The organism is Enhygromyxa salina (assembly GCF_000737335.2).
GTDB classification, from domain to species: Bacteria; Myxococcota_A; Polyangia; order Nannocystales; family Nannocystaceae; genus Plesiocystis; species Plesiocystis salina_C.
The window spans coordinates 67,952-80,681 of record NZ_JMCC02000013.1; the positions used below are offsets into that span (position 1 = coordinate 67,952).

Sequence of the window (12,730 nt, forward strand, 5' to 3'; positions counted from 1 at the left end):
TGCCATGCGAAAAAGTGGGTCGGCCAATCTGATCCGGGGGTTGCTTACCCACCCACGCACCAGTGCACGCCTGGGGCCGTCCCTGCGTTTTCGACTCGGCGCTCGCAGTATCCCGATACAGCTTCGGCCTCGCTCCTAGTCAGGAACGGCCCCAGACGCACCCTGGCACGCACGATCTAGCGGTTCGCCTCTCTAGCAGCGCCACACACCGTGCTGTTCGCAAACGGCGTCCCAAGCTTGGGACGCCGTTCTCGCTCCTGCTGTTGGAACCCTCCAGATCGATCGCTGTCACGGCCCCCCAGCGAGAGCGACCCATGCACACGCAGCAAATCAGCCCTCCCCTCCCTCGCCACACCGGCGCCCGGATCTCTGGTCTGCGCGCCGGTGTTTGTTTGTCGTTCTCCATGCTCGCGTGCACGCCCTTCGGCGTCGAGATCGACGACAGCCTCGCTAGCCTCGACCAAGACAGCGAGCTCGTCGAAGCTGTGTTCGAGCCCTTGCCCGACGACGATCGCACGCGACCCGTCGAGACCCACGCCGCGGATCTCCGCTGCTTCAACGACACGCGCCCCACCCAAGCCTGGGAGATCGACGATCCCTCGGCGACGCCCGAGACCGGGATGATGGGCGTTGAGAAGGACGGCAAGTTACTCGCGCTGCCGCTGCAGCGGACCACCTTTGACACCGTGGTCGTTGGCACCGTCGCCGAGACCGAGATCGTCCAGCTGTTCGCCAACCCCTTTGACGAGGCGATCGAGGCTGTCTACGTGTTTCCGCTCCACGAGCACGCCGCCGTCGACGACTACTGGCTGACGATCGGCGAACGCACGATCCGCGGCGACATGCAGACCCGCGCCCAAGCCCGCGAGACCTACGAAGACGCCAAGCGCGACGGCCGAGCCGCGGGCCTGCTCGAGCAAGAGCGGCCCAACATCTTCACGCAGAGCGTCGCCAACATCCCGCCGGGCCAGACCGTAGCGATCTCCATGCACGTGGTTCAGCCGCTCGAGCAGGACCATGGCGTGTACTCGCTGGTGCTCCCGACCGTGGTCGGCCCGCGCTTCATCCCTGGCAAGCCGACTGGGCACCAGGGCACCGGCGTCGCGCACGACACCAAGCAAGTCCCCGACGCGTCGCGCATCACACCGCCGATCATGCCCGAGGGCTTCACCGCCTGCGCCGAGCTGAACGTCAGCGTCTCGCTCGAGTCCGGGCTGCGACCGCGCGCGCTGCGATCCAAGTTCCACGACGTGGACATCCGTCGCGAGGGCGACGTCGCGTTCATCGAGCTCGACCGCGACGCCGGTCCGGTCCTGGCCAACCGCGACTTCGAGCTGTCGTGGGATCTTGGCCAGCGTCAGCCGCGAGCGGCGATCGTCGCCCAGCCTGGCGGCGGCACCGATGACGGCTACTTCACGCTGACGGTCCAACCCCCGGAGCGGGTCCCGGACGAGCAGGCCGTGCCGCGCGAGCTGGTGTTCGTGGTCGACAACTCGGGCTCGATGGGCGGCGTGCCGCTCGACACGGCCAAGGCGCTGATGCGGCGCGCGCTGAAGGGCATGCGGCCCGACGACACCTTCAACGTGCTGCGCTTCTCGGAGGACGCGTCGGGCTTGTCGAGCAGCCTGTTGCCGGCCACGACCAGCAACATCGAGAAGGGGATCGAATACGTGAACGCGATGAGCGGCATGGGCGGGACCCAGATGACCGCCGGGATCGAAGCCGCGCTCGACTTGCCCCACGAGGCCGATCGGGTCCGCATCGTGATGTTCTTGACCGACGGCTACATCGGCAACGAGGCCCAGATCTTCCGGCTGATCGAGGGCGAGATCGGCGACACCCGGCTGTTCAGCCTGGGTGTCGGCGGTGCGCCCAACCGCTACCTGCTCGACGGCATGGCCCGCGTGGGGCGTGGCGCGGTCACCTACGCGGGGATCGGCGAAGACATCGAGCCCGTCGTCGAGCGCTTCTACGAGCGCGTTGCGACCCCCGTGCTGACCGACATCGAGATCGACTGGGAGGGACTCAGCGTCGCCGAGATCTTGCCCGGCAAGATCCCCGACCTGTTCGCCGGCCAGCCGCTCACCGTGTTTGGCCGGTACCAGGGCGCGCCAACCGGAACGATCCACGTGCGCGGCAAGGCTCGCGGCAAGCTCGTCGAGCTGCCGGTCAGCTTCGACGTCGCCAAGGCCGACGAGGTCCAGGGCGTGTCGTCCGTGTGGGCCCGCAACAAGGTCGATGATCTGCTTGGCTACCCCGCGCTCCCGAACGGCAGCGTCGTCGACGCTGCGACCGAGGCCGCGGTCGTGAAGCTCGCCATCGAGTACCGGATCATGACCGCCTACACCTCGTTCGTGGCGGTCGACGAGCAGCGCGTCGTCGACCCCGACGGCACCGTGCGCACGATCGTACAGCCGCTACCGATCCCCCAGGGCACCACCTACGAAGGCTTCGACGGCGGGCTCGGGCTGGTGGGCTCGGGCAGCGGCGGCGGTTCGGGCTACGGCCGGGGTGCAGGCGCCAGCTTTGGCGGACGCGGCGTGCGGGTACCCCAGGTCCGACAAGCCAAGGCCCAAATCTCCGGCAGCCTCGACAGGGACATCATTCGTCGGATCGTCCGCGCCCACATCAACGAGGTGCGCAGCTGCTACAACGCCGGCTTGGTCGCGGATCCAAACCTGATGGGCCGCGTGGCGATCGAGTTCACGATCGCCGCCAACGGCAAGGTCGGCGCGGCGACGGTGAATACCAACACCACCGGCAACGAAGCCGTCGGCCAGTGCATCGCCAAGGCCGCGAAGAAGTGGCAGTTCCCCAAGTGGACCGGCGGGGGCGAAGTGAGGGTCGCCTACCCCTTCAACCTCAGCCCAGGCTGAGCGGCCGAGCACCGCTCACACACCGTCACGCGAAGTCCTCTGGTAGCTCACTCACGAGTTGTCGCCTGCCCGAACGCGCCGGATCGAGAGCTCGGCGCGCGGGATCGACGGCCAAGGTTTCCCGGTCAACGACCACGCAGCCCGCGTGAGAGCAAATGCCAGCTCGATGCGCCCCAGCCCCGACTCAGGCATTGAGACGTCGTCGCCCGGGTCCACGCGGGTGACCCGATCCGCGCGCGCCTCCGCACGCTCTTGTCGGGCCTTGGGGCTCATGTCCACGAGCTGCTCATACCAGCCCAGCGGCTGTTGATGCGCCTCGCGGGGCCCACCTCACTTCTTGGGTTTGGCCTTGGTCTTGGCCTTCGCCTTCGAGGCGAGGGTCTTCGTCCACCCCACCAGCGCGTCCAAGAACGCCGGGTCGACCGGCCGCGGCTCGAGATAGCTGGTCTGGTTCGAGACCCCCTCTTCGCGCTTGAAGTGATGATCCAGCTCCGGGAACCGCTCGATCGTGGCGTCGCGCTTGTACTTGCGCGCGGCCGCGCTGAGGGCCGCGAGGTCCTTGACGGGATCGGTCTCGAAGTCCTTGCCGCCTTGCGCGATCCACATGGGCACCAGCGCACGAAACACCAGCGCCTCGGGATCTTCGACGAGGATCTCGCCGTACCACTGGGCCATCGGCTGCAGCTGCTTGGGCAAGCCAGTGCCGGTCTCGAGCGCGGTGAGGATGTCCTTTTGGGCGGCGAACAGCTCGCGATAGCTGCGCCCCAGCGTTGCCAGCAGCGCCACGCCAATGATCTCGCGAGGCCGCTCGGCCGCGAGCGACAGCGCCCGCCAACCACCCTCGGCGTGGCCAACGGCGATGACCCGATCGGGATCGACCTCGGGCTGGACGAGCAAGGTCCGAAAGGCCCGGCGCGCGTCGGTGCGCTGCCCAACCCAGCTCGGCTCCGCGTCCTCGCTCTGCCCGACGCCGCGCTCGTCGTAGCGCAGCACCACGAAGCCCGCGTTGGCCAGCGCGTCGGTGATCTCGTGGTAGCCCAAGTCGACCGCGGGCGGCCCGGCGAACCCATGGCGATCCGCCGAGACGCTGCCGCCCAGAAACACGACCGCTGGGTACGGACCCTTGCCGTGAACGGCCGGGTCCGGGACCAACACCTCACCGCGCAAGACCGGGTCGTCCTGTTGGCCCGGCAGCTCGACGTCGCGGATCGAGAAGCTCGCGCCCGCTGGCATCTTGTAAGTGAGCGCCGTCGGTCCCGTGACCTCCCAGTCCGGCCACTGCGGGTGGACGATCGGCGTGACCACCAGCTCGTCGTCAGGCACCTCGATCCGGGTGATGCGTCCGCTCTCCAGCCAGATCTCTTCGCCCAGGCTGGTGTCGAGCACGACCGTCTCGCCCTCTCGCTTGACCTTGGCGGACCACGGATCCGCGCGCCCAGCCGACAAGCTGATCAGCCGCCACTCGTTGTCGCCGACCTTCAGCTCGCGCAGCGCGAGCATCAGCTCCTCGTGGATCGTTGACATGTAGCCCATGTACGCGGTGCCCGGCTCGTAGCCGAGCTCGGCCTTCTCGACCGCGTCGAGGCCGGCGTCGGCTTCGATGTTGAGCAGCGATTGGCTTGGCTGGACAGCGAAGCGCAGCTCGGCCGCCATCGATCGTTCCCAGCCCTCCACGAGATCACCGCGCGCGTCGATGAGCAGCTCGGCCGCGAAGCGCAGCGGCTTGCCGCCGGGGGGCAGCAGCTCGACCAAGGTCGAGAACTTGTGGAGCGTCTGACCGTCGCGCTGAACCGGACCGTCGTAGCGCCCAAACGAGCGCCCGATCTGCTCGCCGCCCTGGATGAAGGTGAACCCACGGATCTCGCCCGGCTTGTACAGCCCGACGAGCGCGCGCGACGGCTCGACGACCTCGCCCACCTCGCTCGCGGCGTCCTCGGGCGCCGTGGCCTGCGTGCCAGACGGCGGCGTCGCCAGACACCCACACAGACCCAGCGCGATGGCGCCAGCCACCCCACGAAGGCGTCCGCGAGCGGACGAGAAGCCCTCGCCCGAGCCAACAAAAAATTGAGCGGCAATCCCTGGCCAAGCGCGACGCATCCGTCGGACTATATAGCTCGCGATGCCCTGGGACCGAGATCAGATCGCCACTCGCGCTGCGCAAGAACTGCCCAGCGGCAGCGTCGTCAACCTTGGCATCGGGATCCCAACCCTGATCAGCAACCACCTTCGCCCAGAGCAGAACATCTGCTTGCACTCGGAGAATGGCCTGCTCGGCATGGGGCCGTTCCCGCGTGAGGACGAGGTCGACGCGCAGATCATCAACGCTGGCAAGCAGACGGTCACGATCGTCGACGGCGGCAGCACCTTCGACTCGGCGCTCAGCTTCGCGATGATCCGCGGTCGCCACGTCGACGTCGCCGTGCTCGGGGCCATGCAGGTCAGCCAGCGCGGCGATCTCGCCAACTGGATGGTGCCCGGCAAAAAGGTCGCGGGGATCGGTGGCGCCATGGACCTCGCTACCGGCGCGCGCAAGGTCATCGCCGTGATGCAACAGCGCGACCGCAAGGGGCGCAGCAAGCTCCTGGACAGCTGCACCCTGCCGCTGACCGCCATGCGCTGCGTGGATCTGGTGATCACGGATCTCGGCGTGCTGAGGGTCGACCGCACTGGCAACGCAGGCTTCGAGCTCGTCGAGCTCGCGCCTGGGGTCAGCGAAGACGAGTTCATGGGCGCGACCGGGGCCAGCGTCCGACTGGGCCTGGCCAAGAGCGCGTGAGCTACCGCAACGCCGTGGGGGTTTCATCGGCGAATGGTTCGTGTAGGTTGCGACTCCTTCCGGGCTCGTAGCTCAATTGGCAGAGCAGCGGACTCTTAATCCGCGGGTTGGAGGTTCGATTCCTCCCGGGCTCATACACTGGCCGCCGAATTGGCGGCCTTTGTATTGGTTCTGCCCGCTGCCACGGTGAGTCACTCGAGCTGATCGCAACCCACTTCGGCGTGGTCGAACTTTGATCGACTCGCCCGCATTCACACGACATCTCATTGCGATGATTGCGACGAATATAGCGACTCGGTCGACAGGCCCGGGGGCTGTTTGGAAGCCTACTAGACGCGATCGATCATCCCCCGTAGCCTCGGATCGCGTGATCAAGTACATCGGCTCGAAGCGCACGCTGCTGCCGGTCGTCCTCGACGCCGTCGCAGCGGTCCCTGGCGCCGCTTCAATCATCGATCTGTTCTCGGGGACGTCGCGGGTTGGGCATGCGCTCAAGCGCGCGGGCTACCGCGTGTTGTCCAACGATCACAACACCTACGCGGCGACCCTGGCGCGCTGCTACGTGGCCGCAGATCTCGAGCAGATGCAGCGCGACGCGACCCGCCTGCTCGCCGAGCTCGACGCGCTGCCGGGCGAGCCCGGGTGGTTCACGCACACCTTCTGTGAGCGGTCGCGCTTTTTTCAGCCCAAGAACGGCGCGCGGGTCGACGCGATCCGCGACGCGATCGCGGCCAAGCAGCTCGAGCCCGAGCTCGAGGCGGTGCTGCTGGTCTCACTGATGGAGGCCGCCGACCGGGTCGACTCGACCTGCGGCCTGCAGATGGCGTACCTCAAGCAGTGGGCCGCGCGCTCGCACAACGACCTGAGCCTGCGCCTGCCAGATCTGGTCCCACGCGCGCCTGCCGGCAAGAGCGAGGCGCACCAGCTCGACGCGCTCGCGGCCGCGCACGAGCTCACGGCCGACGTCGCCTACCTCGACCCGCCCTACAACCAGCACAGCTACCTGTCGAACTACCACGTGTGGGAGTCGCTGGTGCTGTGGGATCAACCCGAGGTCTATGGCATCGCGTGCAAGCGCGTCGACTGCCGCACGCGCAAGAGCCCGTACAATTCCAAGCGCAAGTTCCACGCTGCGCTGGCCGAGCTGATCGCCGCCGTCCAAGCCAAGGTCCTGCTGGTCTCGTTCAACAACGAGGGCTACATCGAGCGCGAGCAGATGGAGGCGATGCTCTCGACCCGCGGGCGCGTGACCGTGCTGACCCACGACTACAAGCGCTACGTCGGGGCGCAGATCGGCATCTACAACCCCAGCGGTGAGAAGGTCGGCGCGGTCAGCCACCTGCGCAATCTCGAGTACTTGTACGTGGTCGAGACCGACGCGCTCGAGCAGCCGCTGCAGCTGACGGCGCCGATCGATCCATCCGCCGAGGCCGCGGACGAGCCCCAGACCGAGCTGTTCGAGTAGTCGCGGCACCCGTGAGGTCGCGCCAACGGCGGCGGGAATGCCGAGCTCCGTTCGGGCGTCGCCGGCCCCTCGCGCCGAAACCACGCACCACACGCCGCGAGTTTCGACTTCTGCCAGGCCCAGCCTAAGATCCCGCCGGACCTCGACATGTTCTTTCGCGCCCTCGCCTACATCGTGCTCGGCTGGCTGCTGCTCGCAGCGGTGGCCGGGCTTGGGCATGTGTTCGAGCTGAGCATCATGCTGCCGTCGACGACAGCGGTGCTGCTGGTCCACCTCGCGTTCTCGCGCGAGGGCGAGCTGCCGGCCAAGCTCGCGATCGCGACGGTGCTTGGCTACCTCGAGGATCTTCACCAAGGCGGTCCGCTCGGCACGCTGATCCTGGCCCATCAGGTCTCGTTCTTGGCGCTGTACTGGGCTTCCGGCCGGCTCGCGCTGCACGGCTGGCTGTCTCGGGCCGCCGCGTCGATGCTCGCCGTGGCGGTCATCGATCTCGCCACCTGGGGCACGTTGATGGTGCTCGCGGATCCCATGCGGATCCCTCGTGATGCGCTGATGGTGTCGCTGTGGCAGGCGCGCTGGCACGTGATCGCCACGTTCTTGGTCGCCCACCCGGTCTGGCTGCTGACGACGTGGCTGCTCCGTCGGCTGCGGCTCGAGCAAGCCCCCACGCCGGAACCAACGGAGGCCGCCCCGTGAGCCGCGAGAAGTCCAAGCCGCGCGCGGGCTTCTCGAGCGAGGGGTTTCGGGCTGCGATCGCCCGTCGGGCCAAGCGCTCGAGCGGCGGATCGGGATCGGGCTCGGGCTCGGGCCCCAACTCCGACTCCGGCGCGGGCTCGGGTTCCGGCTCGAGCGGCGACCGCAAGCAGCTCTCGCGCCGCAGCCCCTCCGACGACGTCCGCGTGCTCAAGCCGCGACTGCAGGCGTTCGTGATCATCGGCGGCCTGATCTTTCTCAGCCTGATCGTCCGCCTGTTCCAGCTGCAAATTCTAGAGGGCGTGCACTTCGCCCGCCGGGCCGAGCAGAACTTCGTCGACACGATCGACGTCGAGGCTCCCCGCGGTCGGATCTTCGACACCAAGGGTCGCCCGCTGGCGACCAACCACGCGACCTATGCCCTGTATGTGACGGCGATCCCCCGGGTCCAGGTGGAGTCCGACGAGCCCGGCGAAGAGCCCAAGATCGTGCGCATGCCGATCGACGATCAGCAGATCATCGACCTCGGCGCGCTGATTGACTTCGTTGACGAGGACGACCGGGCCAGCTTCGTGGAGAAGCTCGATCGCCTGCGCGCCGACGAGCGCAACGGTCGCTACGCCGTGGCCGTCCGCAACAACCTGTCGTGGGACGAGAACGCCCGCATCCAGACCCGTGGGTTCGACACCTGGGTCGAGATCCGCGAGTCCGCGCGCCGCTACTACCCCGAGCACGAGCTGGCCGCGTTCGTGACCGGCTTCATGCGAGAGATCGGCCGCAACGCGCTCGAGGACACCCGCTACATCGACTACCGCCCGGGTGATCGGATCGGGGTGACCGGGATCGAGCGACAGTGGGAAAACTACCTGCGCGGGCGACTTGGCGAGCGATCGCGGGTGGTCGATGCGCTCGGCCGCGAGGTCGCCGAGGCGCCGCCGGCCGCGGTCGCGGCCCTGCCCCCCGACCGCGAGCCGATCCCGGGCCAGGACATCTACCTCAGCTTGGATCTGGATCTGCAGCGCGTCGCCGCCACCGCCCTCGCGGGCGAGTCCATGGAGGGGCCGTCTGGCGACGCGCTCTCGCTTGGCGGGAGCCTTGGCGGCATGGGGGCGGTCAAGCGCGCGGGCGGAGCGATCGCCATGGAGGTTCAGACCGGCCGGATCATCGCGATGGTCTCGTCGCCCGCGATCGACCCCAACGTGTGGGAGGGTCGGATCACCCGGCAGCAATACGAAGACTGGCTCAACTCGCCGTTCAAGCCCTTCGTCGACAAGACCGTCCAAGAGAACTTCTACCCTGGCAGCACCTACAAGGTGGTCTCGGCCCTCGCGATGCTCGAGGAGCCAAACTTCAACCCCGAAGAGACCATCGAGTGCGACGGCTACGTCGAGTACGGCGGCCGACGCTTCAACGACACGCACAGGCACGGGATCATCAACCTCGAGCAGGCGATCGTGCAGAGCTGCAACGTGTACTTCTACCACTTGGCGATCGAGAAGGACCTCACCCTCGCCCGGATGGAAGAGGTCGCCCGGCGGCTCGGGCTGGGCGAGCGCACCGGCTTGGGCATCAACGCGGAGGTGCCGGGGGTGGTCCCAACCGAGGCCTCCGAGGCCCGCCAGGGCACGTTTCAGCGCGGCGTCCGGCTGAACTCGGCGATCGGGCAGGGCAACGTCAAGGCGACGGTGCTTCAGATCGCGGTGCTGTATGCGGCGCTCGCCAACGGCGGGTACGTCGTCACGCCCTCGTTGGTCGATCGGGTCGAGACCTCGGACAACAAGCTGGTGCTGCAGACCGAGCCCAAGTTCAAGCAATCCGAGCCCGTGATCGCGCCCTTTGATCGGCAGCGGATCCACAAGGGCCTGATCGGCGTGGTCAACAGCGAGCTCGGCACCGCCTACAGCGAGCGCCTCTCCAGCGTGACCGTGGCCGGCAAGACCGGCACCGCGCAGGTCGGCATCGATCCCAAAGAAGGCGAAGAATTGATCGAGGGTTGGGACGTGACCAAGGACCACGCGTGGTTCGCCAGCTACGCCCCGGCCGAGAACCCCGAGATCGTCGTGGTCGCGCTGGTCGCCCACGGCGGCGTCGGAGCCGACGCCGCCGCCCCGATCGTGATGCGCGTGATCGATCACTACCTGGGCTCGAAGGGCGCGCAAGGCGATCTGTCGGCCCACCCGCGCGCGCCTGGGGTCCCGCCGCCGCTGCCCGGCGAGGCCGAGCGCCAGCGCCAAGCCGAGATCGAGGAGGGCCTGTGAGCAATCCGCTGATCACGGGACCGCAGACATGGTGGACCGAGCTGCGTCGCAGCATCGACTGGGTCGTGATCACGCTGACCTTCGGCATCATCACGCTGGCGCTGATCAACCTCAACAGCACCGAGGGCGGCGACTGGAGCGGCGAGCTGGTTCGGGATCAGCTCCGCTTCGTCGGGATCGGGACGGTCCTGATGATCGGCGTGGCGGCCGTGGACTACCGCGTCTACTACCGCATGGCCTACCCGCTCTACGCGATCGGCGTTGGCTTCGTGCTGTTGGTGCCGATCGTCGGGACCACGATCAACAACGCCACCCGCTGGCTGGATCTCGCGTTCGTGCGGATCCAGCCGTCGGAGCTGATGAAGCTGTTGTTGGTGATCGGGCTGGCTCGCTACCTGCACAGGCTCACGCGCAAGGACGCGCGGCGAACCATGGTCCAGACCTTGGTGCTACCGGGCTTGTTGGTGCTGACCCCCGCGTTGATGGTCATTCAGCAGCCGGATCTGAGCACGGGGATCATCTTGATCTTGATCGCGCTGTCGATGCTCGCGGTCACGGAGTTCGACTTCAAGACCTTGCTGACCCTGCTGGTCGCTGGTGGCATCAGCTTCATGGTCGCGTGGTCGTTCTTCATGCAGGGCTATCAGACCAAGCGCATCGACGTGTGGCTGGACCCCGAGTCCCACCCGGACGAGGCCTACCAGATCGTGCAAGCGCGCACGGCGGTGGGCAACGGCGGTTTCTTCGGGCGGGGGATCGGTCAGGGCACCCAGAACGTGCTCGACTTCGTGCCCTACAAAGAGTCGGACTTCTCGTTCGCCGTGTTCGCCGAAGAGTGGGGCTTCGTTGGCTCAACGATGTTGCTCGCCCTCTACATGAGCCTGGTGCTGTGGTCGATCAACCTGGCCTCGCAGGCGCGCGATCGCTTCGCGGCGTGCCTGTGCGTGGGAATTGGCGCGATGTTCTTGTGGCACGCGGTCCTCAATGTCGGGGTCGTGCTGGAGTTCTTCCCCAACACGGGGTTGCCGCTGCCGTTCTTCTCGCACGGCGGATCCAGCGTGGTCACGCTAATGATCTCGCTGGGCATGTTGATGTCGATCAGCCGCTCGCGCGAGTGGCGGTGAGCCGATCATCACCGGGCACGCCAACAAGATCGGCGCCGCGACGGATCTCGTCACTGGCTCGCCGGCGGATCAGCTGGCTCCGGCTCCGTGACCACACCGGGCGGGTGGCGGCGCTGAAACCAGGTCACGATCCCGCGCAGGGTTGGGTAGCAGAGCACTGTCACCCAAGCCATCAGGATCGTCGCGCCCAGCAAGAACGCCGGGATCTTCGAGACGAACAACTCCCACCAGCCACGCCAGTCGTACGCGCGCACGACCGCCCAACCCGGCAGCGGATCCCCCAGGGCGACGCTGCCGACCCACAGCTCCGCGAAGTAGATCGCGGCGCCGGTGAGCGGGTTGACGATCGCGGTGCCAGCGTAGACCGCTGGCAAGCTCGCCCCCAGCATCGGCGCCAGCGCCAGCGCGACGAGCATCCCGGCGAAGGGGATCGGGATCAGCGACAGCCCCAAGCCCAGCGTGAACCCCAGCGCGATCCCATGCGGCGACGCGTGGAGCCGCAACAGCCTGCCAATGCCCTGCCGAAGCCGAACGAGCATGTGAGGGCTAGAATCGGTACTCCAGCACCAAGGGCAGGATCTGCAAGGGCAGAATGAACGCCGGATCGTTGCTGGACTCTGCGGCCGCGGGCAGGCGCTCGCGGTGGATCACAAACCCCGGGCGCAGCTCGACGTCGATCCCGAGCGCCAGCTCGCGCAGCAAGAAGAAGCGGACACCAGCCGCCGCCTGCAGACCCAGCATCCAGCTGAGCTCGCGAGTCTGCTCCCGGGTGCCGTTGAGGCGCGGGTAGGACCAAAACCCGCCGGCGACCCCAGCGCGGAAGGTTGGCACGATCCACGGGTGCTTCTCGATGAACAGCTTGTGGGTGTAGCCAACCCACAGATCCATGCCGGCAGTGGTCCCCGCCTGGCAGGTGCCAACCTGACTCTCGAGGCCGCAGCTGTCCATGCGGAAGGTCTGCCAGTCGCCACGATCGAACAGCGCCGCGGCGCCGATGTGCAGCCAGTGCGCGCGGTGCAGCTGGCGATCGTACTGAAACCCGATGCGGCCGCGGGGGATGAACCCGTTGGGGGTCAGGCCAACCTGGACCGGAGCGAGCAGGGACACCGCGTTGCCGCCGTAGACGAAGTCGGGCAGCTGGAAACCAGACGGGCTGGTCTTGTAGGTGCCGCCCGGTCCGCCGCTCCCGCGCACAGCCGGAGACGCCGAGCCCGATGCAGAGCCGGACCCCGAGCCCGACGTGGGCGGCGTTGCGAGTGCAGAGCCTGCGAGCGGAAGGCTGGCCGCGAGCAGCACCAAGGCCAGCAGTAAGCGTCGTAGAAGGGGTCGGCGGGGAAGCATGGGTCGAAGCATGGCGAACGCGGCGTCAGTGAAACACTGCCGCGGCCTCGATGCCAGCGCGTCTTCGTGGCCCACCAGTGGTCCAGCACGCTGACTCACCCGCAACCTGGCCCAAAACCTGTCGCTAGCTTCGTTGCTTGGATCCGATCGGTGATTTGTGCGCGGTGATGTGGGCGACCCATGGAGTGCCGGCCAGC

The 12,730-nt window shown here is 67.5% G+C and carries 10 protein-coding genes and 1 tRNA gene; 7 read left to right on the plus strand and 4 right to left on the minus strand.

Translation table 11 applies throughout. The annotated features are described in order from the left end of the window. Positions 1-314: 314 nt before the first annotated feature. Positions 315-2,876 carry a VIT domain-containing protein gene (locus tag DB30_RS06835; protein ID WP_146658188.1) on the plus strand — a complete coding sequence of 854 codons (2,562 nt, stop codon included), beginning with the start codon at positions 315-317 and terminating at the stop codon, positions 2,874-2,876. Between the two features lie 51 nt (positions 2,877-2,927). Here the strand turns inward: DB30_RS06835 and DB30_RS06840 are convergent, their stop codons facing one another. Together DB30_RS06840 and DB30_RS06845 are read right to left on the minus strand one after the other, a co-directional pair. Beyond that, positions 2,928-3,155 (minus strand): hypothetical protein, encoded by a 228-nt coding sequence (locus tag DB30_RS06840; protein WP_146658189.1) that lies wholly within the window; start codon positions 3,153-3,155, stop codon positions 2,928-2,930. 51 nt (positions 3,156-3,206) lie between these two features. Continuing rightward, positions 3,207-4,886 (minus strand): alpha/beta hydrolase family protein, encoded by a 1,680-nt coding sequence (locus DB30_RS06845; RefSeq protein WP_052547174.1) that lies wholly within the window; start codon positions 4,884-4,886, stop codon positions 3,207-3,209. A 109-nt stretch (positions 4,887-4,995) separates the two neighbouring features. Between DB30_RS06845 and DB30_RS06850 the strand changes: the two genes are divergently transcribed. From DB30_RS06850 to rodA, 6 genes are all read left to right on the plus strand, one after another. Continuing rightward, positions 4,996-5,652, plus strand: a complete 657-nt coding sequence (locus DB30_RS06850; RefSeq protein ID WP_052547175.1) for a 3-oxoacid CoA-transferase subunit B — start codon at positions 4,996-4,998, stop codon at positions 5,650-5,652. Between the two features lie 61 nt (positions 5,653-5,713). Next, a tRNA-Lys gene (locus tag DB30_RS06855) sits at positions 5,714-5,786 on the plus strand. Between the two features lie 233 nt (positions 5,787-6,019). After that, entirely contained in the window at positions 6,020-7,117 is a 1,098-nt protein-coding gene (locus DB30_RS06860) for a DNA adenine methylase (protein WP_146658191.1), read from the plus strand. Positions 7,118-7,264: 147 nt separating this feature from the next. Then, positions 7,265-7,813, plus strand: coding sequence for a hypothetical protein (locus DB30_RS06865; RefSeq protein ID WP_052547176.1), 549 nt, complete (start codon positions 7,265-7,267; stop codon positions 7,811-7,813). Next, positions 7,810-10,068, plus strand: a complete 2,259-nt coding sequence (mrdA, locus tag DB30_RS06870; RefSeq protein WP_052547177.1) for a penicillin-binding protein 2 — start codon at positions 7,810-7,812, stop codon at positions 10,066-10,068. The genes DB30_RS06865 and mrdA overlap by 4 nt, the downstream gene beginning before the upstream one ends. Continuing rightward, complete coding sequence (gene rodA, locus DB30_RS06875) at positions 10,065-11,192, plus strand: rod shape-determining protein RodA (protein WP_052547178.1); 1,128 nt, start codon at positions 10,065-10,067, stop codon at positions 11,190-11,192. The genes mrdA and rodA overlap by 4 nt, the downstream gene beginning before the upstream one ends. Positions 11,193-11,242: 50 nt before the next feature. Here the strand turns inward: rodA and DB30_RS06880 are convergent, their stop codons facing one another. Together DB30_RS06880 and DB30_RS06885 are read right to left on the minus strand one after the other, a co-directional pair. Then, positions 11,243-11,731 carry a DUF2062 domain-containing protein gene (locus DB30_RS06880; protein ID WP_052547179.1) on the minus strand — a complete coding sequence of 163 codons (489 nt, stop codon included), beginning with the start codon at positions 11,729-11,731 and terminating at the stop codon, positions 11,243-11,245. Between the two features lie 7 nt (positions 11,732-11,738). Continuing rightward, positions 11,739-12,491, minus strand: coding sequence for a hypothetical protein (locus DB30_RS06885; RefSeq protein ID WP_146658192.1), 753 nt, complete (start codon positions 12,489-12,491; stop codon positions 11,739-11,741). Positions 12,492-12,730: the final 239 nt, after the last annotated feature.